Raw genomic sequence first — 24,847 nt, 5'->3', positions numbered from 1 at the left:
AACTGGACCGCGTCGGCTTTGAACTCCGGCGTGAACGTCCTGCGATTCGTAGACATGATTCCCTGTCGTGCCTTCCTGGTAACGACTGTCTACGAGAAGTGTCACACCCCACCTGGCAGACTCGACCAATGCTGAAGTCCCCGGGTTCACCACCTCCGAGCGTGAACTCACTCCAGCCATCGATCATGTTTTCGCCACGGCACCGAAACGCATCATTGTCTCCAGCTTTGCCAGTCATGTTCATCGCATCCAGCAGGTCCTCGACGCCGCGCACGCCCATGGACGCAAGGTCGCTTTCGTCGGTCGATCCATGGTCAAGAACATGGGTATCGCCCGGGATCTGGGATATCTCACGATTCCGCGTGGACTCATCGTTGACTTCAAGAAGCTGCACACTATGCCTGATGAGAAGGTCACGATCGTGTGCACCGGGTCGCAAGGCGAACCGTTGGCGGCCCTGGCGCGCATGGCCAGCGACACTCACCAGATTCGCCTTAATGCCGACGACGTTGTCCTTATGGCCAGCTCCCTGATCCCCGGCAACGAGAATGCGATCTACGGCATCATCAACAAACTCACGGACCTTGGGGTGCGTGTCGTGCATAAAGGCAATGCCAAAGTCCACGTCTCTGGGCACGCCTCTGCGGGCGAGTTGATCTATTGCTATAACCTCATCAAACCGACCTCCGTGATGCCCGTGCACGGAGAATCCAAACACTTACGAGCCAATGCCGATCTGGCGATCCGAACAGGAATCACGCCTGACAACGTCCTCATCGCAGCTGACGGCTACACGGTCGACCTCGTTGACGGTGCTGCTCGGATCTCTGGCAAGGTCGAGGCTGGATTGGTCTATGTCGATGGCGACACCGTTGGCAAAGTCACCGAAAAGACCCTGGGAGAGCGCCGACTACTCCAAGAGGGTGGAGTGGTCACCGTCGTCGCGATCGTTGACGCCGATACCAATACCTTGGCCGAACCACTGGAGTTCATCTCTCGCGGATTCATCCACGACGAGACAATCTTCAACTCAGCGGCAAAGAAGGTCGACTCGGCCTTGGCGAAGCCGGCGACGTCTGAAATTGACGACACGAACGGTCTGGAGGCTTTGATCTCCACCACGATCAAACGCCATCTTGTGCGAGCCTATCGGCGGGCCCCTTTGGTGACTGCTGTCGTCATCTTCGCCTAGACCAGCCTCCTGAACGTCAATGACGAGGAACTGATGGAGAGGCGAGATGACAACGAACCACACGAACGGACACACCCACGACGACGCTGTCGAGGCGGTCAGGCAGGGGGCTCGCCGCCGCACCTTTGCCGTCATCAGTCATCCGGATGCTGGCAAGTCGACCCTCACTGAGGCACTTGCCCTCCACGCTCATGCCATCAGCGAGGCCGGTCACATACATGGCAAGGCCAGTCGCAAAAGCACCGTCTCCGACTGGATGGACATGGAACAAGATCGAGGTATCTCCATCACCTCGGCATCGCTTCAACTGATGTATCGCGATACCGTCCTCAACCTGCTTGATACCCCAGGCCACGCCGACTTCTCCGAAGACACCTACCGCGTCTTGGCAGCAGTCGATGCTGCCATCATGCTCATCGATGCAGCCAAGGGCATCGAGACTCAGACGATGAAGCTCTTCGAGGTGTGCAGACATCGCGGCATTCCCATCATCACAGTCATCAACAAATGGGATCGCCCAGGTCTGGATCCCCTTGAGCTCATGGACGAAATCACTGAGAAGACCGGCCTCGAACCGACCCCTTTGACCTGGCCGGTGGGGATATCGGGAGACTTCCACGGGTTCCTTGACCGAGAAACCGGCGAATATGTTGAGCTCACAGCCACCGCTGGAGGTGCACAGATTGCACCGGAGGAGCATTTCGCACCAGACGAGGCCGCTGCACGGGTCGGCCAGGATTGGACGACGGCCCTCGAAGGGGCGGACCTGCTCAGCGCATCGGGCGACGATCACGATCAGGAGACCTTTCTTGCTGGCCTGTCCACACCAGTGATCTTTGCCGCCGCGGTTCGCAATTTCGGGGTACGACGCCTCCTCGACATCCTCGTTGACCTCGCCCCAGCACCTGAAGCTCGAAACACCGCCAACGGCGAGACTCGTGCTCTCGAAGAACCGTTTAGTGCCTTCGTCTTCAAGCTTCAATCGGGCATGGATTCAGCACACCGTGACCGCCTAGCCTATATGCGCATCTGCTCAGGAATCTTCCGACGCGGCATGAACGTGACCATTGCCCGCACGGGCCGCGGATTCGCGACCAAATATGCTCAGCAGACGTTCGGTCAGTCTCGCGACGTCGTCGATATGGCGTTCCCTGGCGATGTCGTCGGTCTCGTCAACGCCTCAGCATTGACGATTGGCGATACCCTCTACACGCATACGCCTGTTGAGTTCCCGCCGATGCCTACCTTCTCACCGGAGCACTTCGCTGTGGCCCGGGCTTTGGACAACAGTCGCTATAAACAGTTTCGTCGCGGGATCGCCCAACTGGAGGCAGAAGGTGTCGTTCAGGTGCTTCGCTCAGATCTGCGTGGAGACCAGGCTCCCGTCCTCGCCGCTGTCGGTCCCATGCAATTCGAGGTCGCAGACCACCGACTGCGCGGCGAGCTGGGTGCTCCGATCCGCTTGGAGATGCTGAACTATTCGCTGGCGCGTCGTACGGATGAGCGATCGGCGGGCACTCTTAACGCCGAACGCGGTGTGGAGGTCCTCGAGCGGGCAGACGGTGAGCTGATCGCGGTGTTCAGCGACCAGTGGCGCCTGCAATCGGTGAGCCGAGCCCACCCCGATCTAATGTGCAAACCGTTCATGGCCGCAAAAGACTAGCGTCGGCGTCCCCTGACACGGTTGGTGTCTGCGTCTCTTGAGTGCTTGATTCCGCCAGCCCGGAGAGGAAGTCGTCTTCGCCGGAGAAGACCTGCTCGAGCAAGTGTTGGCATCTGATCGCACGTGCTGCGTCTTCGGCGAGGACGCGGGTCAGGAACTCGGCGACCTCGACGCTATTGCTGTTGTTGATCGCCTCGATTTCACGCCCATGATCGGAGGCGAAGCTGCGTGAGTGTTCATACAGTGATGACAGTACTTGGACAGTTGTTTCGTTGATACGAGGATTGACAGGCAAATCGGCCTACTTTCTGTAGAGATTTCACGTGTGTGATGAGCGTGTGATGTCAGACGTCGACAGGCATCTCAGGAAAGACCGTCCAGAGGTCACGGACGGTGCGGAAAGAGGCATCCGGATCGACCTGCGACAGTGTCTCGAGTACCTCCTTCCGGGCGTGGGCTGTGCGGGCGGCCTCAATCAACTGAGTTGAGGAGACCGAGGTCGATCCAAATGCAGACGATATGGCGCGTACCAGTTCGAGACGAGTGACCGGATCCATAGTGAAAACCTCCTAAGTCGTGGGACAGGTCCAGGCTGTCCCGGCAAAGACACCGCCCGGTAGACGGCGAAAGCGATACGGAGTCAACCGCTGCCGTTGCCCTCATCAGTGCCAGGGCGGTCGGTGAGCAGCGCGGTTGCCTATGGCCTTAACTCTACCCTTACGTGAGTGTTGAGTCGACAATGTGGTCGTCTCGCGACCTAATGCTCGTAGACTGTATCGACAGGTGCGAAATCATGAACTCGGGGCAAGGTGTGCGCCGCCAGGAGATTACGAAAGTGTGGGTGGGTAGTGTGACCGATGACCATGTAATGCACATCGGAGAGGTGGCAGACCGCGCTGGCCTGTCACTGCGGACGATACGACATTACGACGAGATCGGCCTGGTCGCTCCTTCTGGGCGAACCGACGGAGGATTCAGGCTTTATTCTCCCGCCGACCTCGGGCGTCTCGTTCTCATTAAGAACATGAAGCCCCTCGGCTATTCTCTCGAGCAGATGTCGGAGTTGCTATCGGTCATCGATTCGCGCGCCTCTGGAGCCGGCGCTGGTGCCGAGGAAGCACTGGAGGCCTTCCGGCAGGACGCCGCACAGCGGCGGGAGCGTCTCGTGGTGCAACTGGCCAAGGCCGACGAATTCATCGCCGAACTTGGAAGCGTGTAGAACCCCCCACACTCCAGAGCGCGTTACCTCCGGGTGGCCCGACTTCAACTCTACAGTTACGTAAATGTAGAGTTATAGGTGGATACCCCTGTGGAACGGAGCACTCATGACAGAATCCCAGATGGAAACTGAGGAGCGACAGAAGCTGGCGGCGACTCTTGCCCTCATCGACACCGAACTCGTCCGAGTCGCCGATCAGATCGCGACGAGTGATGCCACGATCCAGTCGCAGAAGGAACTCATCTGGAATAACCAACGCGATATGGACGCCGCGGAGAAGGCAAATATCCGCACACTGGTCTCAACGGCCGTCGGCCTGGGAGAGTACACGGTAAAGACGCGCAAGAGGATCGAGAAACTTCAGGATTCTCCTTATTTCGGTCGTGTCGATTTCACCCGCGACAAGCCTGAGCGCACAGGTTACTCGGCGGATGCCTCCGATGAATTTCCTGCTGAGGAGATCTACATCGGCGTCCACAATTTCTATCGCCCTGGTACCAAGGACATCCTCGTACACGACTGGCGGGCGCCTGTATCGAGCCTGTTCTATGACTACGAGTCGGGCCCAGCATCTTTCACTGCCCCTGCTGGCCAGATTGATGGTGAAATCACTGGCAAACGGCAATACAAGATCGCCCAGGGGCAGATGGAATATGTCATCGAGTCGGCTCTCAACATCGACGATGAGATACTCCAGCGAGAACTCAGCCGCTCCGCCGATGACAAAATGCAAAACATTGTCGCGACCATTCAACGTGAGCAGAACGCGATCATTCGCAACGAGGCCGCTGAAGTGCTCATCCTGCAAGGCGTGGCTGGGTCCGGCAAGACATCGATCGCTCTTCACCGAGTCGCCTTCTTGCTCTACCGGTTCAAAGAGAGCCTCAACTCGTCAAATGTCATGATCCTCTCGCCCAACAAGGTCTTCACCGACTACATCTCCGGAGTGCTGCCGGAACTCGGTGAGGAACAGATCGCTGAAATCGATTTCGGGACCCTGGCAGAGAAATATCTGCCTCCCAAACTGGGCTTCCAGACTTTCAATGAGCAGGTCTCTCACGTTCTCGAGCATCCTCACGACGCGGCTTCCGATCGGATGCGGCACAAAGCCGGAGCTGATTTCGTCGATGATCTCGAAACCTGGATTCACACCGAAATCGCCACCACACTCGCCCCGAGTGCGGTCAGCCATCGTGGGGAGGAGATTTCGGCTGCGGAGATGGCCGAAATCTTCGAACGATGCAGTTTCCTGCCCGTCTTCGCTTGTCTCGAACGCGCGGCGAAGATTGCCGTGACCACTCTGGGACAGCGTTTTAAGAAGGATCGTCGCGGGTGGAAGACCGCTGACGAACGGGAAGTCAGGAAGCAGGTTCTCGGACTGTTCCCCTATAAGGACCCGTTGTCGATGTATAAGGCGTTCCTGGCCTCACGCGAAGAGAAGGGGCTGTTTGTCATGGCCGGGCGCAATCGACTCGAATACGCTGATGTCTTTCCGCTTATTCTCACGCGGCTGAGGACGACTGAGTTTGAAACCTATCAGAATATCCGCCACTTACTCGTCGATGAGATGCAGGACTACACGCCGGCTCAATACGCCGTAGTCAAAGCGCTTTTCCCCTGTCGCATGACGATTCTTGGCGATGCTGATCAGAAGGTGAACCCATTCAGCTCCTCGAGCCTGTCGACGATCCGCGAGATCTTCCCCGAGGCCAACTGTTTGGAGATGTATCGCAGCTATCGCTCGACGTCTGAGATCATTTCCTTCGCACAGGGCATCTCACACAATGATCGCCTCGAATCGGTCGATCGGCACGGCCGACCCCCGGAGGTCATTCGCACCGAGGACACACTCGACGAGGTGGCCGTGATCACGAATCTGATCGATTCTCATTCAGCAGGGCCACAGCAGTCGCTGGGCATTGTGTGCCGAACAATCGAACAAGCCAGGGAATTGCATGATGCGTTGAGAGAGGCAGGTGCTGACATGACCTTACTCGACTATGACAGCGAGGAGTTCGCAAGCGGAGTGGTCATCACTTCGGCTCACGTGGCCAAAGGTCTCGAGTTCGATACGGTGATTGTGCCTGGCGTGTCCGCTGACAGGTACACGTCCGACGTCGACAAAAGCATGCTCTACATCGCCTGCACCAGAGCAATGCACGAACTGTACCTCACCTATTTCGGCGAGCTTCCGTCCTATCTCGCCTTTGCCGAGCCGACGAATGACAGAACAGTGTCTACCCGAGGTTCGTCGAGACAAGCAGCCGTCTTCGGATAGGGCACGAGGGCCCTGATGACACCGTGCCTGTCTCCTTCGCAGGCGTAGAATTTCACAAGGTGCAGACACACGTCATCTCGGAGGAGTCAGGGTGCGCCCAACTGGACTGATCGACAATTCAGACAAACGAGCCAGAAGCGAAATCACTTCAGTATTTAAACGGCTTGAAGACGGATTCCATCAGCAAGACGCCGACATCTTCGATGCCCATTTCAGTCGAGACGCCGTCCAAGTCACTGCCGCAGGTCAAAGAATGACTGGTTGGGACGCGATCCATAGCTATCACAAAGAACGCTTGGAAGGGCACGCGCACGGTCTTCACGTTGCCTTGAAGGTGGAGAGCGTTGGCTTCCTCGCCCCAACGATTGCAATTGTGCACACGCTTCAGGAGACGACTGCGGGTGAAGGTGATGTGCGGTGTAACTCGGGCACGTGGACGCTGATCGAGTGCGCCGGCAAGTGGTGGATCTGTGCAGTCCAGCAGACCAACGTCGTTGCCCTGCCCTCTGACTGGAGTGCTCATGCAGACAGCGACGTCCGGTAAGTGTGCCGGAACAAGGAATTCAGGACGTTGAGATCTCAAATGCTGAATCTCCCAGCAAGGAGGCAGGAGGAATATCGGAATTGGCAGCTTCACTCGAGTGCACCGGAATGAATCGTGATTTAAATTGGACCGGTCTGCTCGCAAACTCAAAGGATGTTCGTGCCCATGCACTAGCCGAAGGGTTCGACCACGTCCTGCACGGGATTTGTCACCTCTCCTTGCATCAGCCCCTTCAACCCTATGTGACATTGCCCTCTGAGAGGGAGCGTCGACAGGTGAAAGCTAGACTGTTGCATTAGGTGAATAATGCTCAGACTCACATCCAGCGTGTATCGTCCGCACATGCTCGCAGTCTCCCATGGCTACGGCCAACAGTCACGGACAGCTTTCAGTCGACATGCTGTGCGCGCTAGTCTCCGCGTTGCGCCGCATGCTCTGCTCTCGCCCGCGCCAGGCTCTCTTCCCCCATCCGCCGGCAGTTCTCCCAGTAGTCCGGGTTGGGCAGAGAATCGAACCACTCACGCACAGCGGGGTCCTGATAGGGGCCAAGAGTCGACATGCCCTCAGATCTATCACGCTGCTCTGACATCTCCAGCGCCGGCCCCTCGGATCAGGCCCTGACGGTAGCGAGCTCACCCCAATGAGTCGTGCACCTCGGCGAGAGCATGGTTCGGGCCATCTGCCAGTCCACGCCTGACTTCAGCCCGCCGAATCCAAGGCCGAGATTGTCACGGCCGAGCTTGGTCGTCACCTCGTCGATGATGGTTGCGATCTTCCTATCCTCCATCTCCGAGGTGAACCCCGGCAACGTTGGCTGCACCCCAGCGGGGGAGAGGTCAGTGACGATGACTCCGGCCCGGGCGTAGCGGGCTCCGGGGCGGATCTCGGGGAGGATCCTCAACGCAGCTTTGGTGAGGTCGACGGGATCCGCAGTCGGCACGGGGAGTGGAACGGATACGCTCGGGTGGTGGCGATCGGCTGCGGCGACGAAATGGGATGTCCCCGCGAACGCAAGCAGCTGCTTGGCCTGTTGCCGATGACGCGCCAGCCGCGCGGCAGCCTGTTGCGCGTAGATCGAGAGGACCTGGCGGATCTCATTCACCTCGGTGATCTTCTTCGAAAACGACCTCGAGAAGATCAGCTGGTCCTTGCCCTCTTTCGGCGTCTCAAATGCGATGCACGGGACACCGTTGAGTTCCCTGATCGTGCGCTCGAGGACAACAGAGAAGCGCCGGCGCATGATTGCCGGGTCCGACGCGGCAAGGTCAGCGACCGTGTAGATGCCAAGTCCCGCGAGACGGGCGCCGAGTCGGCCAGCAACACCCCAGATCTCCGTGACCGGAAGCCGCCGCATGAGCGCCTGGCGGTCATCTGCCGGCACCTGCTCCCACACGCACACACCGCCGAAGCTGGGCACCTTCTTCGCCCACTTGTTGGCCATCTTCGCCAGGGTTTTGGTGGGCGCGATTCCCACACAGACCGGAAGGCCGACATTCCTGGCCACAGCAGCCTTCATCGATCGACCGGTGTCGCCCAACTCACCGAGGGTGCCGGTGAGACCGAGGAATGCTTCGTCGATGGAATAGACCTCCTGCCATGCCGAGAACCGGCCAAGCAACTCCATCACTCGTGAGGAGAGATCCCCATAGAGCTCGTAGTTCGATGATCTCGCCACGAGACCGAGTCGGGCCGCATCAGGCTCGAGCTTGAACCATGGCTCGCCCATCGGGATCCCGAGCCGCTTCGCCTCAGCCGACATCGCGACTGCACATCCGTCGTTGTTCGACAGCACCACGACAGGCCTGCCCTCGAGCGTGGGGTCGAAGACTCGCTCCGCCGAAGCGTAGAAGCTGTTGCAGTCGACAAGGGCAATCTGCTGCGTTCGATCATCGGACATGGCGGATCCCGTAGGTGACCACGCCCCACACTGAGAGCTCCGAGAGCTCGGACACATAGATCGGGGGATAGGCAGCGTTCTCTGCCTCGAGGTGGGCACCGCGGGCATCGATGATCAACCGTTTGAGTGTGAGCTCCCCATCCACGACGGCCACGACGACATCGCCGGACCTCGGTTCCAGTGACCGGTCGACGAGGATCTCGTCACCGTCGAAAATGCCGGCGCCCTCCATCGAATCACCAGCCACTCTCACGATGAAGGTCGACGTCTTGTCGGCGATGAGCACCTCGTTGAGGTCGATCGAAGAGTCCGCGTAGTCCTGCGCCGGAGAAGGGAATCCTGCTCGAATCGCCTCGAGAGGGTAGACGAGCTGCAGGGGAGTGCGCGCTCTGAGGGGAAGCACGGTCAAGGTCATCACACACCACCATCAATAGAACTTCAGTTCTAATACTGTAGAGCATTCCCCTGTGACCACCACGCGAGGGACGGAGGATTCGCGGGAGTCATGTCAGACCCGCGCGGGCTGGTGGCCTATATCAATCAAGAGGCCTCCGCCTAGCCGCGCAGGATGGTATGTCCCTCCCGCTTGCGCAGCTATATATCATTGGTTATATTTGTCTATGTCACATAGATTAAGGAGCAGTGATGACACCCACCACCCCGCTCGGAATGGTCAAGCAGACCTGGATCCCCACGATCGACGGAAGCATCGACGCTACCGCCGCAACATACGCCTGGGTGATCACTGAAGACCGCATCGAAGACGGCCGGAGCAAGGGCCGCCTCGGTCCTTCAAACGCCGACGATCACCTTCTCGAAATCGTCCAGAAGTCCGGTTCACACCGGGTGCGCTTCCGCATGTATGACGACGACGGGAACTACTACTACGGCGGATATGTCACCTACATCGCAGGCTCCGACGATGAAGACGCTGCGTTCGGTCCGCTGGCTGATTTCGGAATCCCGTTCGCTGGCGCCGTTCAGATCCTCTACAAGGATCGGCCCGAACTCGACTGCTCGTGAGGAGCACTGATGCCTGAAACCACCTGGGTCCTCGACCCCACCAGCTTCGCCGCAACGATCGCCCGGACAGAGAAGATCAATGCCCGGGCCGTCCGCCGCGGCTTCACCGGCCGCATCGAGGTCACGGGAACCGAGCGCACAGTCTCCGAGACCGGCCCTGGAGGAGAGACTCGGACCTACATCGTCATCGACACACTGATCTCTGGAGAAGCTCCGCGTTATGGCGGGTGGGAGTTCCTCGCCGCCATCGACACGATCGACACCACTGACGGCGAAGACTTCATCCTCCGGACAGCTCCCGGAGTCGACGCCGCGGCCGTGGATCGCAGCACTCTCACCGCCGGCTACTGTGACCACTGCAAAGCGATCCGCACCAACCGGATCTACACCTTCCTTGTTCGCAACGTCGAGACCGGGGAGGTCAAACAGGTCGGCAAGACCTGCTTACGCGATTTCACCGGCCACCAGGGACGCCCCGTCTTCATCGACCTCGATTCCGTGATCGACGACGTCACAGACTTCCTCGGCAGCTTTCCCCACTCACCCCTGGAATACGCCCCGGAGACCATCGTCGCGGTCGCGTGGGCAGCCTCTCGCGCCTACGGGTGGAAACCCGGCTCACATGGCGGCTACACCACCGCCATGGCCGTCAACGACTACTTGTTCGGAACGACGAAGGTCGCGAAGAAGGTCCGGGATGATCTCTCCCCGGAGATGCCTGCCGCCACAACCAAGGCCAAGGAAATCATCCCTGCACTGCTCTCCGGCCTCGAAACCACCAGCGACTACACCATCAACCTCACAACAGCTCTTCGCGGGGTCTGCGTCGGATCCCGGCATTTCGGCATCGTCGTCTCCGCAGTCGTCGCCTACGAAAGAATGATCGGCGATCAGGTCCGTCAGGCAGCAGAGGTGAAGAAGAAGGCCGAATCCGCCTACGCCGGCACGGTGGGGGACAAGCTCACGATCACAGGAACCATCACCCGCGCACGTGCCGTCGATTCGTCCTTCGGCTACCACGAGAGCACGTCAATGCTCTTCATCATCGAAGCAGGGACCACGGTTCTGAAGACCGTCACGAAAGCAGCCTGGGCCTTCGACGTCGACCAGGGGGACACCGTCACCATCACGGCCACTGTCAAGAGCCATGAAGATTACCACGGCACTCGGCAGACCGTGGTCACCAGGCCCAAACTCATCGACCGGACGAAGGCGGATGCAGAATGAGCCCCACGGAACCCAACATCACCACTGAGCGCGTCGTCTATATCGGTCGACGACTCTACAACGGCACCAAGATCGCGCACTGGTACAGATCTCTCGAGGACCACGAGCGCACAGCCGGCGCGCACAAGGCTTATCTCTCCTGCCCGATCGGAAGTGTTCTCGAAATCACCCACCCCGCCGATGCCCCTTCCGCGATCTACATCGGATCACCCAACGGCCCGCGACTTGTCGATTCATGGACAGACGTCGACGAGCTCGCCGGATGGAGAATACGCGATCGAGCGGACTATCAGCAGTTCGTCACAGCGAAGCGCTTGCAGAAAGATCTCGAAGGGATCCCCGACGAATTCGACGAGGCCCTCAGAACCATCGCCAACCACATGAGCAAGCTCAACCACTCGCAGCGGGCAGCAATGACGACCTACATCACCGCAAGGATTCTGGGAAGATCGAATACATGAAGAGTCTTCCTGAGCTGATCAGACTGGCCGATGAGGTCGCCCAACAACGGATTACGTCGACCACTCTGGCCGACATCGAACAAGCCTCTGCAACCAAACATCTCTGCTCGGAAGACCGCGCAAAGATCCTCGAAATCTTGCACACCCGAATGTCAACCCGCACCACAGCCCCACCGCAATAGGACACCGGACAGCATGTCAGAGCCACGCCGTATCCTGTGAGCTCCAAGCAGCACAATCACCCCACCGAAGGACGCGCACCATGGCTGGGACACCAGAAACACCCGAGGCCACACACCTCCTTGAGCGGCTCTCACAGCTCACTCTCTCCGAAGCGCGCACGATCGCCAGCTTCAACAACGACGACTTCCGAGCGAAGCTCCGCTTTGCGACGGGCACTCAAGCCTGGAACTCCGCATATGACCGGCGTGAGCAATCGCCGTGGGACGACACCTGGGAAGCAGCATTTCGCGCCGGAGTTGAGCCAGCGGTGGCCGCCGGAGAGGCCCTGAAAGCCCGCGGACAGTGGGTCGGACCCGAGCTCATCTCATCGAACCCAGAATGGCAGGATCTCTGGTCAACGGTCTGGCACCTCAGCGCCGACGCCATCGCCGCCGTCGACGCCCGCCGCTTCATCACAGCGAGCAACTACACACCACTGACTCGCCCTCTCCAAGCTGCGCTCGGCGATGAGTTCCCCTCCTTCCATCCCACAGAGTTCCTGACAGCCACATCCGATCAGGACTCGTCAGTAGGGGAACTCTGTCTCTGAAGCTGCATACACAGTCCAGGCCGCATCGTAGATTTCCGTGGCCCACTTCCGACAGGCCGGCAGAGCCATGTCGGTAGGTTGAGGAACCACTCGCGTCAGGATCTCAACGAAACTCGGGTCATCGGGCCGGACGAACAGGAGGATGTACCGCATTTCATTTGGGTGCATATTCCACCGGTCATCCAGGCACGCAGCGCTCAACCACCTCCACTTCCCCAGCAGGTAGCTCCCACTCACGCTGAAGAGGGCAGCCAAATGATCCCAGAATGCCTTCTCCTCCTGTCCCAAGTCCGGCCATTCGGCATCTTCGTTATCACCGATGCCTGGCAACCAAGCCAGAAGTCGCCCAACTGTCGTCTGAGCGACTGAGATCGTCGGATCCGAGTCGGTATCTCGCAGGTGTAATGTCCTCGCCAGATGCTCCTCCGAATCTTCCTCGAGCCCCAGGTCAACGGCGAAAGCGTGAGCGATCTTCGAAGCGGTCACCGAGGACGGAGAGCGGAAGTTCTCGATCCTGACGATTGTGCCGCGGGAAATACCGGATCGGGTGGCCAGGTCCTCCTGAGTCCACCCCTGCTGCTGGCGCATGCCTTCAAGAATCGTAATCATGATCCAAAAGTAACATTCATTTCACATTGTGCGATAGTTGTTCAATGTCAGTGGTGCGTGAGACCATAAGTCCACTACACATGATCCGGGAGACTGGGGAACCTGATGACGCTGACGCACGATGCCTTTCGGACCGCGATCTGGCTGGCACTGAACAACCCACGCAACGATTCGATCCCTGAAGACGTCTGTCCACCAGACCTCCTCAGCTCGGTCACAAGCGAACTGGAGAAGGCCGACTACGTCGTTGTTGCCCGCACACTCGGAGGTGTGTCGATGCAGATCAAAGACGACCATGCCCACATCGGAAGAACAATGGTGCGGAAGTACCGCACGGACGCGGCTCAAATGAGGCTACTCGAATGGGTCCGTGAACACGAAGACCAAGGCTCAAGCCTCGATGTCGCTGACTCCCCCGCAGCCAACGATTTCACTGAGCCCCTCACCAGAGACGACTTCGCCAAGGCCGACAAGGTCCTCCGCGACGAGGGCTTCATCAAGGGCACAGGAGCCTGGGGCCCCGGAACGATTCGCCCTGAGCTGACCGCCGCCGGCAACCGCTGCCTCGATCGCAGGTACGCACCCAGCGATCTACCCACACACCAGACCGCCACGCACACGGTCAATGCTCCGACTTACACCAACCACATCACGGGACCAGTCGGGGGCATTCAGCAAGGTGAGCACAACACAATGAGCGTTGAACAGTCGAACAACCCGGATCTCGCCGAGGCCCTCGACATTGTTGCCAAGATGAAGCAGCTCATCCTCAACGAGGACCTCGATGACGCAACACGCGCCGAGGTTCTCGAACTGCACCAGGAACTCGAGGACAGTGTCCACGCGAAGAAGAGGACCACGATCGTCAACGCCCTCATTTCCGCGATCGCCACTCAAGTCACGAGCTTCGCCGGCAGTCAGATCGGCGCACTCGGCGATCAGCTGTTGCAATTGCCGTGGTTCAACTAGCTCTGAACTCCTGCCAACGACGGCCGACTCTGTTGGGATGCCCTCCATGCCACGACCATTCAGATCCGACGAGGTCACAGATGCCGCAATCGCTTGGATGACCGAGAAGCATCAGCTCTCCGCCCGAGCGGTTGGTTCCACCTACGGAATCGCCCCGGGCACGGCGCGAAAGATCGTGAGCAGGGCGAATCCCCGCCGCTTCACCGGGCGTTCCTATGTACCTATCCTCACCCTTTCCGACTTGCCATCCGCTCGGCGGTCCTGGGTCAAGCACCATGGGCTCCGCGGGTACTCAAACCGGTGTGAGTTCCACGGCTGCGAATTCGACCAGGCCATTGCTCGCATCAGTCTGCATCCCTGTCCGATTCCTCCTCGTGATCGCGATCGGACGCCTACCGAGATCAAAGCCAGAGAAGGGTGCGACGGCCGGTATCACCTATTCGATCCGAGAACGAAGGCGTTCATCTGCGTAGATCACCATGCCGATTCACCTCTCCGTGTTCCTCGGCCGAGACACTTAGACTTTCCCTCTGAGCTAGTCCCGGAGAATCTTCGCTGCCGACCAGAGCTCCCGACTTGGCCGCCTGCCGATCCTCTGATCCATCACAGATCCGCGAAGCTCGCGAAGATCTATGCTGATCTCATCGCGCTCCAGGGGCTGGCATGCTCAATCTGCCATAACGAAGTTGGATCGATCATCGATCACGACCATTCCACAGGGAATGTGCGCGGCTTGCTGTGCCGATATTGCAATCGTCACGTCGACGAATGCCTCCACCTCTCGGTATGTCCCCACGCCGAGTATCTGAACTCGCCTCCAGTCACAGGACAGATCCGCCACCCTAATCACCACACCTAGAGCACAAACGAACTCTGTAGCGCGAAATCAGCATCGACACCCTTCAGGCCGTCAGTGCCCTTCTCGAAAGTCTGGAGCAATTGGCGCAACTTTGCACTGACCGGGGAGATCCGCGGCTCATCCTGAGCGCGCTCGACGCTGCTTCTCGCCTCGCCACCAATCGAGAGCGACCACTGGCTGCGGCGGGGGAGTGCCCCCAACTTTATGGCGGACCCATGCCGCTGGGCGCCCCGTGGCGTCTGCCAAACTCGTCAGCGGCACTCCCTGCCTCCACGCCATTCGCGTCAGCCAGGAGTCCATGGTCGCCCGCAGCAGCTTGTGGGCCTTCTCCCACTGGCTCAAGAGCGACACCACCTCAAGCAATCGCAGGTACGGATTATCCGGCAACGAATCCGGATCGAGCGCCCACTCCACAACGCCACGCTTCGGCTCAGCATGACCAGACCGCGCCGCCTGCAGCGCCTTCCGGATCTCTGCAACCGAGAGGTCGATGACAAGAGGGATCTCCGACTGGGGAAGTACCCCTTTGAAGCATGCGAGCTCATGGCCAGCCAGCGCGAAGCCCACATCGATCCAATCGCTACTGCCACGATGACCTGCAGCTACTGACCTCAGATCGTCCAGCTGAGGATGCCCCGCAGCGATATCGCACCCTGCCCACAATGCCGCCCAACCAGCCGGCTCCATCTTCTCGGCAACGCGGGTCCTCGCAATGCCATGACCCTGATACCAGGATTCGGCTTCACGCTCCCACTCATCGAAAAGAAACCGCCGGCTGCCGCTCATATGTACAGCGTAGGGACATACCACCACCCACGGCACTCCTCGACATGTCATCAAACTGCAACATACTTCTCTCAGAAAGTAGAAGAGTAGCTAAATGACTCGAAAAACTTTGTGCATATCTATCTACATCAAACAGTATCTAAAAGTGTCCTGGCCGAAACGCCTACTTTTCGACATTTTGTGGTGATTTCGCTTGAATCACCACAAAATCACCACTCGCTCACCACTTCGAGTGGTGATCACCCAAATACATGCCTTGACCTGGGAATATACCCACTCAGAGGCAGTCGAGAGACACCCCCGCTCACCACTCCAAAATGTGGCCACTTATGCCACTTGACCTGCAACGATGATCGCCCGTCACCACAATCACCACAACCACAGCCTTAGAACACATCTAGCTGAAGGATGAGACAGGACGCCTACTTTTCGCAGACGCAGCCTCCCTGAGGCCTCGAGAAAAATTTCGGGATCCTGTCAGATCCGTTCAATCCGCTCGCTTACATGGCAAAGGACAGCGAGGAGGACGAGAAACTTGACGACACGCGCAACAGGAACCATCAATCTGAATCAGATTCAGTTTGAATGGGGACCATGGCTAGACGATCAAAAGGCGACCGCACCGCTACCACGGCGCGCTTCCCTACCGAGCACTTCAAGCGATACTGCGACGAAGCTCGACGCCAGAATCTCGAGCTATCTGACTACCTCGCGCTCATCATGGCCCAAGCGCACAATCTATCCGTGCCTGCCTACCTCGATGAGCAGCAGAAGGAGGTGCTGCCCGTGGCAGTCTGACCTCCAGACACAAGAAACCCCCGCATGCCTGGCCGCATACAGGGGAATCCTCGAAATTACTTCTTATGCACGCTCCGCGCTGAGTTCTCACATCAACACGAGCGCCTTTGTTGTACCCATTTTACCCGGGCACAGCTTCGAAGTACGGGATCTCCAGCCTCGGTTGCAGGGCGTGTCTACCTCTTGCCTTTCACTCATTTACTCATATACTCAAGTGTGTACACGTATAGATTCTGCAATGAGAGGGAGGCAGCCAGATGCTCTTACTCCAGGAGAAAACTCAGGCGATGCCAGCATCCTCCAAACGCCTCAACGCGGACATCGAGTCAGATCAGTACCAAGCATTCAAAGTGGCCGCCGCCCAAGACGGCGTAACCATAGGGCATCTCACGCGCGCATTTGTCGACGCGTATCTGAAGGATCCGGACGTACGCAGAACCTTCGCGGAACGAGCCAGGGAGATCAGAGACAAGTAGCACAAAAAAATGTCCGGATGGAGCGGGAACTCCATCCGGACTAGGAACCTAACAAGCCGACAAGCTATATCAGGAAGTCACTAGGAATTTTACCATGACAGTTTCGCCCAATGAAGGGGCACCACACCCTCAATCACAGGCATTTGCCTCGATTGATCGCGTATGGGACGCCCTGACCGACATGGGCCTCCAGCCAAGCAAAGGCCGCGGATCCCGCGACTTCATGGCTTTCAACCCCCTCTTCGACGAACGCACGCCAAGTCTTCACGTCACATGGAAGAACGGTGCGACTCTCCTCCACCTCATGTCCGCACCGGACACCCCGATCGACGACCTCACGAGCGCTCTGGGCCTCACTCAGGCCGATCTCTTCGACGAACCACTGCCCAAGAAGGCAGGGCCCCGCTCCAGCCGGAGCCCTCGACAGCGCCGTGCCGGCACCGGACGGAAGAAGTCCGGACGCCCCCCACGGCGCCTCACCGCGCCCGAGAAGATCGATCCCTCAACACTGACCTGGGAACAGACGCACACCTACCGGTACTTCAACGCCGAGGGCACCGAAACCCAGCGCGTCCATCGCCTCGAAGCTCACGATGATTCCGGCGCCCGCCACAAGTCTTTCAAGCAGGAATTCTGGGCCGGCACGGAGTGGGCGACGACGAAGCCACTCGATTTCCAGCCCGTCCTCTACCGCCACCCTCAGATCCTTGAGGCCATTGACGCCCAGACCCCCGTTTGGTGCCTCGAGGGCGAGAAAGACGTCGAAACCGCCGAAACGATCGGCCTAGTCGCGACCACCAACACACAGGGCGCAGGATCGTTCCCCGAAACCCTGCTGCCGATCTTCCTCGACGCCGAGGTCCGCATCGTGATCGACAGGGATCTCGCCGGATACAAGCGCGGCGTGGTCCTGCACCAGCAGCTCCTTTCCCGAGGTGCCTCCGTCACTCTGCTCCTGCCCAAGGTCGACTCAGCCAAGGCAGACTTCACCGACCACATCGACGCCGGTTTCGGCGTCGATGACTTCATCCCGGTCTCCCTCCCAACGCTCGAACTGATGTGGCACGCAGCCGAATTCCACGAGCTCTGCGCCAAGATCCAGACCTCACTCGATGAAGCTCAGGCGCGGACAGCCGCAGCCGAGGCCGACCCGAAGAAGGCCGACGAGCACACGAAGGCGGTCTCCTGGTGGGCAGCCGATACCGGCCGCAAGTTCGAGCAGGCCACCGACGACTACGCAACCCTGCAGAAAATGGCCAAGCGCCTCGACGGAGTCGCCGAGACCCTTGCCGCTGTCGATGAGGACCTCGCCGCAGCCAAAGTCGCTACTCGGACCGCTCACGAGCTCGCTGGACTCCCCGTCCCTGCCGACACTGATCCCATCACCGGTGATGAGCCACCTGCAGACGAATTCGTCGCACCTATCGAGCTCAGCGAAGTTCGAACCGAACGCCACCGCACAGCGCTGGATGCCATCCCCGAAGGCGGTCCTCGCTACGAACTCAACGACGGCGCAATCTACAAGGTCACCTACAAGCCCAACCAGGATGGTGACTTCGACAAGACCAAGAAACTCATCATCAACCTCGACGTCCGCGTGGTCTCGGTCGAAGCCCCCGCAGCCGAGGTCATCGCCGGAGCCGCCGCCGATCCCGAACTCGGGACCGATCCGACTTCCGCGACGATCGAAGACTATGTACCCGTCACCCACTTCGTCTTCGAATACGTGCACCCACTCAGCAGAGAGAAGTACCTCAAGAGGGTCACTCTCGACGACGCACGTGAATCAGTGTGGCTCGAAGGCCTTGCACTGCCCGGTGTCACCTACTCGTCGACGAAGAACGGCCGCGCTGAAGTCTGGGACGCGATCAAGGCTGTCTCAGGGATCTGGGACCACCGATCGATCTACCAGTCAACCGGTTGGCATGACATCGATGGCCACGGCATCGGATTCGTCCACGCCGGCGGCGCCATCACCGCCCACGGGCCCGTCGAGATCCCCACGAACCTCCATTCCTCCCTCGGCCGCTACTCATTGATGACACCAACCACCGACCGTGCAGCTCTTCGCCAGGCTCTCGGCCGCGGCGGAGCCGGCGGCATGCTCAACGGTCTGCCTCACCGGATCGCCGCGCCCCTCCTCGGCCAGGTATTCGGCTCCGTGTTCGGCCCCATGGACTACTCTCTCGTCCTCGTCGGTCTCCCCGGATCCCGCAAGACCGGTGTAGCCACCCTGGCCATGCACCACTTCGGCACCAGCTGGGACCGGAAGACTCCGACACTCTCACTCACCGGCATCGGCGACACCGCCACCGTCGCACGGTTCAAGACAATGCACGCCCGAGACACCTGCCTCTTCGCCGATGACGTCACTCCCAGCGTTGACGGCCAAGCCGCAGCAGAGAAGGCCATGGGCCGCTTCATCCGGTCCATCTTTGGAGCTGTCGCCCGTGACCGTGCTGACCGCACCGGACAGAAGATCTCCTCGTCCCTGCCCCCACACACCTCGGCGATCATCTCCTCCGAGATCCCTCCCGCCAACTTCAGCGACGAACGGCGTGCCTTCAGCGTGCCGATCGACGCCAACGACACCGAACTCGACAAGATCATCGTTCTCGACCGCCCCGAAGCCCGCGAGGACCGCAACCTCCTCATGAGCAGCTTCGTGCAGTGGATCGTGGCCAATGACCTCCACACCAAACAGCGTGAGTTCGCCGAACGCGCCGCTCACCTCGAGGTCGATTTCCGGGCCCGCCACGTCTCCGACGACATCGCTGCAGCGACCAGCAGACTCGCCGCTGCCTGGGAGGCATTCCTGGAGTTCCTCACCGAGACAAACACCATCACCGAGACGGAAGCCGACCAGACCGCGCAACTCGTCTTCTCCGCCCTCACCACGGCCTCCGAAGCCGCAGTCGACCCCGATGCCCCCATGCGCACCGGCGCCCGTATCCGCTCCCTCCTCGTGACCTGGTTCGAAGGAGGCCACGGGCACGTCGAAGCCATCGAAGGCGGATGCCCCTCAGAGCACTACCGCCGCCTCGGCTGGAGACGACCCACCCGCGGTGGATACGACGGAGAACAAGCCGCTCCCGAGCCTCTCGGCCGCCACCACGGCTATGTCGCGATTCGCCAAGACGGCTCCTCCGAACTTCTCCTGCCCGAACGGCAGCTCGGTGTCATTCTCAAAGCTGCTCTCAGCCTCGTCCCGGAAATGATCTCCGTCGACGAACGCACCGCCCGCCGAGCTCTCTACAACGAGGGCTACCTCAAGGCCGAAGAGCGCAAAGGCACAACCCCGCGCTTCACTCTCGTGCGCAACATCCCCGCCCTCGGCGCCCGTCGCAGATTCGCCGTCCTCGACCTCGACCGGATCCTCGGCGACGAACCTGGCACCGAGGATCCTCAGGGAATGCTCCCCCTCGACGGTGGCCCAACCCCCACCGAGGTCCTCACCTTCGCCGACCCCACCCCTCCGGCTCCCATCGACGACAACTCAGACGCCATGGGCACGAGCCCCGAAGAAGTCGATGGCATAACTCCTGAAGATGCCGCCTCGATGGTCTTCGACGATGCCGAGGGACACCGGGTTGCTCCCACCATCGGCACCCAGGAAGCATGCCTGCGATGCCAGAAACCCACCATGCTGCGCTTCGACGGCCGATTCCCGCTCCACGTGACCTGCTGGGTGGATTCGACCCGTCAGCGCCGAGAAACGGCATTGGACGCACGCACAGCGGCACTCCAGCCCACCCCGGCACCACGGACGACCAACGAGGCTCCGAAACAGCAGACACCGACAGCGCAGAAGCCGGCGCCGGCGGTCGGGATCCCAGCCGCAGTCCTGCATACCGATGGGCTGCACCTGCCTGGTGGCATCCACTACGAAGTCACCGACATCAACACGATTGGTGATGTCGCTCAGCTGGCCCTCGACCACGGCCTTGGATTCGACTATGACGACTACCACCACTACGAGGGCCAGATCTGGCTCACTGATGCCGTAGCCCTAAATCTTGGGATACCCATCGATGCCATCGACGATGTGCGTCCCGCTCGACGGACTCAAGCCTTCAAGGACGCGACCAAGGGCATCAGCTTCCTCTCCACCCCCGACTGGTCACTCGGAGGCGATGCTGATGCGATGACCGGGTGGACTCGCCTGTGGCCGTCATCGGCCACTGACCGGTCCCAGAGAGTCATGGTCGTCGTCACCGCACTGGTCGACCATACGCTCGAGCTCCTCGCTGATGATCCCGCTCCCGGCGAGCTCGCCGACCGGCTCTTGCGCATCGCCCGAGCACTGCGCAGGCCTTTCTCCCACGGTGCCTCGGTCACCGGTATCGACCTGCTCAAGACCACACGAGCGAAGAACAAGCGCCTCGAGCTCTTCACTCCGCATACTCCACCCGAACCACTCGAGACGGCGAATCTCGAGGTCGACTTCTCCTGGTCGAGGCCACCCACCGAGGACGAAGCCACCATGACCTATGTCCACGCCTACGACCGGTCCGGGTCCTACCTGTCCGTGACCTCCGGGCTGGAACTCGGCTACGGAGAACCCAGCCACACCACAACGCCCACCTTCGACCCGAAGATCCCCGGTATCTGGAAGATCACCGGAGTCGATGCCGGCGACTGGAGGATCCCGCACCCGCTCAATCCACCCCGGCACCTCGCAGAGGACGGAACGTTCTGGGTCACAACTCCCACGCTCGAGATCGCTCGAGACCTCGGGGTCGACCCGCAGATCCATGAGGCCTGGGTCTGGGAAGAGCACCTGCGTATCCTCGAGCCCTGGTACAAGATCCTCCGGGATGCCCGCAACGCAGCCAAGGATCCCGCTCACGCCGATCTCATCGTCTCCGACATGGTCAAGCGCATCTACACCACGACTTTCGGCACATTCGCCTCACGCAAGCACTCGACGAAAGATGGGTTTGCGCCGGAACGCTGGTTCTCGATCGTAGCCAAGGCGCGGGCCAACATCCTGCGCAAGATCACCACGATCGGTTCGAACTCAGGCGCCTGGCCGGTAGCAGTCGGTACGGACACGATCGTGTACGCGAGCAACGACCCGAACCCGATCACCGCATGGCCAGGACGACCCGAAGATCTCGATTTCAAACTCGGGAAGCTCACATGTGAGAAGTCCGGCCTCCTCGCCGATCACCTGCCCCACCTCGGCGGCGGGAAGTGGGAAGGCAAGGACGAACTGATCGACCACGCTGAGTGGATGGAGAGCCTGAAATGAGCGACAAGAAGCGCAGAGGCCTGTTCTTCAACGCTTTCACCGGCCGCGGCGGAGACGTCACCGGTGAAGGATCAGGCAACATTCGCGAGAAGCTCCAGGCCGCGTTCGGCACCAACCGCAGGGGAGGCGTCGATACCAAGACCGCGGCACAGAAACTCGGAGTCTCTCAGCGCACCGTGCAGCGGTGGATCACCACCTCCGGCAAAGAGACGAACCGCCCATCGTCGAAACACCTGAAGACCATCAACCAGAAATCTCGACAGGCAGCGACAACCAAGCGTGGTCGCCGTGCAATCGTCAACGGCCTGAAATCCGGGATCAAGCGCGGCAAGTACGTGTCGATCGGAGCGATGCAGGGCCCACGGAAAGCCGGCACCGAGTACTTCCGTGACCGGGACGTCACCCTTCCGGGACCACTGAGCCCTGATGACACCAACATGCTCCTCGACGCCTGGGCTGAGGGCGGAGATGACGCTGCCATGGAACAGCTGCGCGACCTCTACGGTGACCGATACCTCGAAGACTGGGACTTCGGAGAGATCTACGACATCAATCTCTCAGACCGTCCCTAGGCCACCATGACCGAGACTCATCAGCATTGGTATCGGATCTTCACCCCACCCGGCCCACGTAAGAGCATGCTCCTGGCCGTCGCGGGCGTCGGCCTGATTCTCGCCGGCGGAACGGCCATCCTGACGGACCTGACCTCACCATCGTCTCCAGGCTTCATCGCAATAGCCCTCCTCGGCCCCACCATGGCCGCAGTCGACGTGCGCGAACACCGACTCCCAGACCTTCTGACTCTCATCTGGGGCATCATCGCGGCCATTGGCATGACTCTGATCTGCGCGTTCACCAACAACTGGACCCCGCTCGCCTCTGGTGCCATTGCCGCAACCATCACCACTGGGGCCTTCTACACCCTTTCCATCCTCACAAAAGCAGGAATGGGCCTGGGAGACATCAAGCTCTCAGCCGTCATGGGCCTCGTCATCGGCCCACTCGGCGCCCAGACACTCTTGGCCGCCCTGGCAGGCGCATTCATCTGCGGAGCCATCTGCGCCGCAATCATGCGCCTGAGACAGCCAGCATCGGCCGAGCTCGCCTTCGGCCCCTTCCTCCTAAGCGCGACCATCATCACCGGACTTCTCACCTCTATCTGACCCGAGGAGGGCACCATGATCACGTTCTTCAACAACATCAACGAAACCCCCGCCATCGAATTCGAGGTCTGGAGCCTCACAGAATGGATCATCTACAGCCTGATCGCCCTTATCGGCCTCACGATCTTCATCTATGTCGACAAAGTCGGTGAGGTCCTCTTCGACCTCACGTTCGGCACCTATGAACACCCAGTCATGCGCATCCTCGGTGGCCTCGGCATCCTCACCACGCTCGTCCTGCTCTTCTACGCCTTCATCCTCTTGCCCGCGGACATCCCCCGGCACATGGACGCCGAGTTCCAGTGGCGCGCAGCTGCCGTCTCGCCCTATCTCATCGCCGGCGCCCTCGCCGCATTTCGAGCAATCGTCCTGGACACCCACTGGGGGGTCGGACTCGCCGCTTTCGCTATCCCAACCGTGCTCGCCGCAGGTGGCCTCGCCAATGACGCCTACACCAGAGTGGCTGCCAGCATCCCAATGAGCGTAGAGGCCCTGACCTTCGTCATCATCGCGGGAGCAGTTGCGCTGTTCCTCTGGGCCAAGTACAGCAGATAGTCCGAATGTCTATCGGTGGACGTAATCGCCGAGACAGATCTCCGGACCACCATCGAGCCACATCAAACTGTGGCGGGACCCCATCACACCGATTTTGCGCCCCCGAATCCGGTAATCGCCGGCAGCATGCAGGGCGCTGTATTTGATGATCTCGCCATCGAACGCTGTCGGAACCCGAATCAAAGCACGCACGCCAGTCTCCTTCACAAACTCAGCAGGAAGGCCTCCGTCCTCACCTAGAGCAGTAGCCCCCACCGTGTAGGTCTCCAACCAGGAGAGAACCCGCAACCCAGCATCAGCATCATGCCTAGAGGACTGGATGCGCAGGACCGGAATTCGATCGCGTCGGGGACCCATCTGCCGAATCCACACAACATGCTCCTCGAGGAACCCCTGCGCCCTCCAGGACGGCAGGATTCCCCGCTGGCGCCCAACCTTCAGCGCATCTTTCGCGCCGAGGGCATTGCGCAGCTTCTCACGCTCCATCGACAAGAGATCCCGGCGGGGGTGCCAACCCCGCCACAGGTTCCTCTCCCTCCTCGCCGGAATCCCATCGTGGAGCCAACGCTGCACAGTCCTCTGAGAGACTCGTAGCCGGCGAGCCATCACCGCGGTATTCACTCCCCCACGAGGAGTGGCACCGTACTTCAGAATGGCCAGAGCCACCCACGGAGGATCGAGCTCATCGGTCATTTCGGACTCTCTCGCCACCAGTTCCCACGGCGGCCACCGTTGACCCGCCCATGCCGAGCTGAGATATACGCCTCCACTTCGGCCTTATCCCGCATTGGCGATCGCCCTACACGCTCTTTGACCTCCGGAAACTGCGGATCACGCCAGGCATACGAACGGACCGTGGCAGGAGAGACCTCCATCATCTCCGCGATCTCTGCCACACTCACCAAGCTTTTGCGGTCCTCAATTTTCATCATTGCTCCTCAGATCTACTTCACATAGATTACCAAATCCGTCAATTATAACATTTTAATAACGCACCCTCCATCCATCACCTACCTCCACGTCTCGACAACAAAGCATAAGGGGGATCGGCTTGCCGATCCCGTACGCGATGCCTGAGTGAGGCGCAGCCGCTACGTGCATC

The 24,847-nt window shown here is 59.9% G+C and carries 21 protein-coding genes and 1 pseudogene; 14 read left to right on the top strand and 8 right to left on the bottom strand.

Annotation, left to right across the window (positions count from 1 at the left end; genetic code table 11):
• Positions 1 to 118: 118 nt before the first annotated feature.
• Positions 119 to 1,192, top strand: a pseudogene (locus tag FFS20_RS15110) (ribonuclease J); the annotation flags it as partial.
• A gap of 46 nt (positions 1,193 to 1,238) precedes the next feature.
• Positions 1,239 to 2,855, top strand: coding sequence for a peptide chain release factor 3 (locus FFS20_RS15105; RefSeq protein WP_125240301.1), 1,617 nt, complete (start codon positions 1,239 to 1,241; stop codon positions 2,853 to 2,855).
• Here the strand turns inward: FFS20_RS15105 and FFS20_RS15100 are convergent.
• Both FFS20_RS15100 and FFS20_RS15095 read right to left on the bottom strand, forming a co-directional pair.
• Positions 2,836 to 3,150 carry a hypothetical protein gene (locus tag FFS20_RS15100; RefSeq protein WP_092104909.1) on the bottom strand — a complete coding sequence of 105 codons (315 nt, stop codon included), beginning with the start codon at positions 3,148 to 3,150 and terminating at the stop codon, positions 2,836 to 2,838. The two genes, FFS20_RS15105 and FFS20_RS15100, sit on opposite strands and share 20 nt — an antisense overlap.
• Positions 3,151 to 3,199: 49 nt before the next feature.
• On the bottom strand, positions 3,200 to 3,412 hold the full coding sequence (locus FFS20_RS15095; protein ID WP_009883793.1) for a DUF2795 domain-containing protein: 213 nt from the start codon (positions 3,410 to 3,412) through the stop codon (positions 3,200 to 3,202).
• Positions 3,413 to 3,723: 311 nt separating this feature from the next.
• On the opposite strand from FFS20_RS15095, the gene FFS20_RS15090 reads away from it, so the two are divergent.
• Together FFS20_RS15090 and FFS20_RS15085 are read left to right on the top strand one after the other, a co-directional pair.
• Complete coding sequence (locus tag FFS20_RS15090; protein WP_125240875.1) at positions 3,724 to 4,074, top strand: MerR family transcriptional regulator; 351 nt, start codon at positions 3,724 to 3,726, stop codon at positions 4,072 to 4,074.
• 106 nt (positions 4,075 to 4,180) lie between these two features.
• A complete protein-coding gene (locus tag FFS20_RS15085; RefSeq protein WP_125240302.1) occupies positions 4,181 to 6,352 on the top strand; it encodes a 3'-5' exonuclease in 2,172 nt (723 codons plus the stop codon).
• A 148-nt stretch (positions 6,353 to 6,500) separates the two neighbouring features.
• Here the strand turns inward: FFS20_RS15085 and FFS20_RS18365 are convergent, their stop codons facing one another.
• The 3 genes from FFS20_RS18365 to umuD all read right to left on the bottom strand — a co-directional run bounded on the left by FFS20_RS18365 (position 6,501) and on the right by umuD (position 9,208).
• Positions 6,501 to 6,875: a hypothetical protein gene (locus FFS20_RS18365; protein WP_241212361.1), complete on the bottom strand. Its 375-nt coding sequence runs from the start codon at positions 6,873 to 6,875 to the stop codon at positions 6,501 to 6,503.
• A 631-nt stretch (positions 6,876 to 7,506) separates the two neighbouring features.
• Positions 7,507 to 8,793: a Y-family DNA polymerase gene (locus tag FFS20_RS15075; protein ID WP_137826652.1), complete on the bottom strand. Its 1,287-nt coding sequence runs from the start codon at positions 8,791 to 8,793 to the stop codon at positions 7,507 to 7,509.
• Positions 8,783 to 9,208 carry a translesion error-prone DNA polymerase V autoproteolytic subunit gene (gene umuD / locus FFS20_RS15070; RefSeq protein ID WP_137826651.1) on the bottom strand — a complete coding sequence of 142 codons (426 nt, stop codon included), beginning with the start codon at positions 9,206 to 9,208 and terminating at the stop codon, positions 8,783 to 8,785. Before umuD ends, FFS20_RS15075 begins: the two co-directional genes overlap by 11 nt.
• Positions 9,209 to 9,438: 230 nt before the next feature.
• Between umuD and FFS20_RS15065 the strand changes: the two genes are divergently transcribed.
• From FFS20_RS15065 to FFS20_RS15050, 4 genes are all read left to right on the top strand, one after another.
• Positions 9,439 to 9,816, top strand: a complete 378-nt coding sequence (locus FFS20_RS15065; RefSeq protein ID WP_023164759.1) for a hypothetical protein — start codon at positions 9,439 to 9,441, stop codon at positions 9,814 to 9,816.
• Between the two features lie 9 nt (positions 9,817 to 9,825).
• A complete protein-coding gene (locus FFS20_RS15060) occupies positions 9,826 to 11,043 on the top strand; it encodes a hypothetical protein (RefSeq protein ID WP_137826650.1) in 1,218 nt (405 codons plus the stop codon).
• Entirely contained in the window at positions 11,040 to 11,504 is a 465-nt protein-coding gene (locus FFS20_RS15055) for a hypothetical protein (protein WP_137826649.1), read from the top strand. Before FFS20_RS15060 ends, FFS20_RS15055 begins: the two co-directional genes overlap by 4 nt.
• A gap of 262 nt (positions 11,505 to 11,766) precedes the next feature.
• Positions 11,767 to 12,276 carry a hypothetical protein gene (locus FFS20_RS15050; RefSeq protein WP_137826648.1) on the top strand — a complete coding sequence of 170 codons (510 nt, stop codon included), beginning with the start codon at positions 11,767 to 11,769 and terminating at the stop codon, positions 12,274 to 12,276.
• On the opposite strand, the gene FFS20_RS15045 is transcribed toward FFS20_RS15050, so the two are convergent.
• Positions 12,253 to 12,885 (bottom strand): helix-turn-helix transcriptional regulator, encoded by a 633-nt coding sequence (locus tag FFS20_RS15045; protein ID WP_137826647.1) that lies wholly within the window; start codon positions 12,883 to 12,885, stop codon positions 12,253 to 12,255. The genes FFS20_RS15050 and FFS20_RS15045 overlap by 24 nt on opposite strands.
• Positions 12,886 to 12,990: 105 nt before the next feature.
• On the opposite strand from FFS20_RS15045, the gene FFS20_RS18000 reads away from it, so the two are divergent.
• Positions 12,991 to 13,854, top strand: coding sequence for a hypothetical protein (locus tag FFS20_RS18000; protein ID WP_171007106.1), 864 nt, complete (start codon positions 12,991 to 12,993; stop codon positions 13,852 to 13,854).
• 976 nt (positions 13,855 to 14,830) lie between these two features.
• Here the strand turns inward: FFS20_RS18000 and FFS20_RS15035 are convergent.
• The gene (locus FFS20_RS15035; RefSeq protein WP_137826645.1) at positions 14,831 to 15,499 is read right to left on the bottom strand and encodes a hypothetical protein; all 669 of its coding nucleotides are present in this window, start codon (positions 15,497 to 15,499) and stop codon (positions 14,831 to 14,833) included.
• Between the two features lie 594 nt (positions 15,500 to 16,093).
• On the opposite strand from FFS20_RS15035, the gene FFS20_RS15030 reads away from it, so the two are divergent.
• The 5 genes from FFS20_RS15030 (at position 16,094) to FFS20_RS15005 (ending at position 23,745) form a co-directional block, all read left to right on the top strand.
• Complete coding sequence (locus FFS20_RS15030) at positions 16,094 to 16,297, top strand: hypothetical protein (RefSeq protein ID WP_137826644.1); 204 nt, start codon at positions 16,094 to 16,096, stop codon at positions 16,295 to 16,297.
• A 699-nt stretch (positions 16,298 to 16,996) separates the two neighbouring features.
• A complete protein-coding gene (locus FFS20_RS15020) occupies positions 16,997 to 22,027 on the top strand; it encodes a hypothetical protein (RefSeq protein ID WP_137826643.1) in 5,031 nt (1,676 codons plus the stop codon).
• A complete protein-coding gene (locus FFS20_RS15015) occupies positions 22,024 to 22,599 on the top strand; it encodes a hypothetical protein (RefSeq protein ID WP_023164751.1) in 576 nt (191 codons plus the stop codon). The genes FFS20_RS15020 and FFS20_RS15015 overlap by 4 nt, the downstream gene beginning before the upstream one ends.
• 6 nt (positions 22,600 to 22,605) lie before the next feature.
• Positions 22,606 to 23,190, top strand: coding sequence for an A24 family peptidase (locus FFS20_RS15010; RefSeq protein ID WP_137826642.1), 585 nt, complete (start codon positions 22,606 to 22,608; stop codon positions 23,188 to 23,190).
• Positions 23,191 to 23,205: 15 nt separating this feature from the next.
• On the top strand, positions 23,206 to 23,745 hold the full coding sequence (locus FFS20_RS15005; RefSeq protein ID WP_137826641.1) for a hypothetical protein: 540 nt from the start codon (positions 23,206 to 23,208) through the stop codon (positions 23,743 to 23,745).
• A 9-nt stretch (positions 23,746 to 23,754) separates the two neighbouring features.
• On the opposite strand, the gene FFS20_RS15000 is transcribed toward FFS20_RS15005, so the two are convergent.
• Positions 23,755 to 24,231: a hypothetical protein gene (locus FFS20_RS15000; RefSeq protein WP_137826640.1), complete on the bottom strand. Its 477-nt coding sequence runs from the start codon at positions 24,229 to 24,231 to the stop codon at positions 23,755 to 23,757.
• Positions 24,232 to 24,847: the final 616 nt, after the last annotated feature.

Origin of the sequence: Brevibacterium sp. 2SA (assembly GCF_005502845.1) — a bacterium.
Classification (GTDB): Bacteria; Actinomycetota; Actinomycetes; order Actinomycetales; family Brevibacteriaceae; genus Brevibacterium.
Note: the sequence above shows the minus strand (reverse complement) of the source record. Positions and strands in the feature narration are given on the sequence as shown.

Excerpts from the sequence above, each read along its gene's own strand:
- FFS20_RS15045 (WP_137826647.1), bottom strand. The coding sequence starts at position 12,885 with ATGATTACGATTCTTGAAGGCATGCGCCAGCAGCAGGGGTGGACTCAG.
- FFS20_RS15035 (WP_137826645.1), bottom strand. The coding sequence starts at position 15,499 with ATGAGCGGCAGCCGGCGGTTTCTTTTCGATGAGTGGGAGCGTGAAGCC.
- FFS20_RS18000 (WP_171007106.1), top strand. The coding sequence starts at position 12,991 with ATGACGCTGACGCACGATGCCTTTCGGACCGCGATCTGGCTGGCACTG.
- FFS20_RS15105 (WP_125240301.1), top strand. The coding sequence starts at position 1,239 with ATGACAACGAACCACACGAACGGACACACCCACGACGACGCTGTCGAG.
- FFS20_RS15030 (WP_137826644.1), top strand. The coding sequence starts at position 16,094 with ATGGCTAGACGATCAAAAGGCGACCGCACCGCTACCACGGCGCGCTTC.
- FFS20_RS15090 (WP_125240875.1), top strand. The coding sequence starts at position 3,724 with ATGCACATCGGAGAGGTGGCAGACCGCGCTGGCCTGTCACTGCGGACG.
- FFS20_RS15055 (WP_137826649.1), top strand. The coding sequence starts at position 11,040 with ATGAGCCCCACGGAACCCAACATCACCACTGAGCGCGTCGTCTATATC.
- FFS20_RS15085 (WP_125240302.1), top strand. The coding sequence starts at position 4,181 with ATGACAGAATCCCAGATGGAAACTGAGGAGCGACAGAAGCTGGCGGCG.
- FFS20_RS15095 (WP_009883793.1), bottom strand. The coding sequence starts at position 3,412 with ATGGATCCGGTCACTCGTCTCGAACTGGTACGCGCCATATCGTCTGCA.
- FFS20_RS15020 (WP_137826643.1), top strand. The coding sequence starts at position 16,997 with ATGGCTTTCAACCCCCTCTTCGACGAACGCACGCCAAGTCTTCACGTC.
- FFS20_RS15060 (WP_137826650.1), top strand. The coding sequence starts at position 9,826 with ATGCCTGAAACCACCTGGGTCCTCGACCCCACCAGCTTCGCCGCAACG.
- FFS20_RS15015 (WP_023164751.1), top strand. The coding sequence starts at position 22,024 with ATGAGCGACAAGAAGCGCAGAGGCCTGTTCTTCAACGCTTTCACCGGC.
- FFS20_RS15000 (WP_137826640.1), bottom strand. The coding sequence starts at position 24,231 with ATGGAGCGTGAGAAGCTGCGCAATGCCCTCGGCGCGAAAGATGCGCTG.
- FFS20_RS15010 (WP_137826642.1), top strand. The coding sequence starts at position 22,606 with ATGACCGAGACTCATCAGCATTGGTATCGGATCTTCACCCCACCCGGC.
- umuD (WP_137826651.1), bottom strand. The coding sequence starts at position 9,208 with ATGACCTTGACCGTGCTTCCCCTCAGAGCGCGCACTCCCCTGCAGCTC.
- FFS20_RS15050 (WP_137826648.1), top strand. The coding sequence starts at position 11,767 with ATGGCTGGGACACCAGAAACACCCGAGGCCACACACCTCCTTGAGCGG.
- FFS20_RS15005 (WP_137826641.1), top strand. The coding sequence starts at position 23,206 with ATGATCACGTTCTTCAACAACATCAACGAAACCCCCGCCATCGAATTC.
- FFS20_RS18365 (WP_241212361.1), bottom strand. The coding sequence starts at position 6,875 with ATGAGCACTCCAGTCAGAGGGCAGGGCAACGACGTTGGTCTGCTGGAC.
- FFS20_RS15075 (WP_137826652.1), bottom strand. The coding sequence starts at position 8,793 with ATGTCCGATGATCGAACGCAGCAGATTGCCCTTGTCGACTGCAACAGC.
- FFS20_RS15065 (WP_023164759.1), top strand. The coding sequence starts at position 9,439 with ATGACACCCACCACCCCGCTCGGAATGGTCAAGCAGACCTGGATCCCC.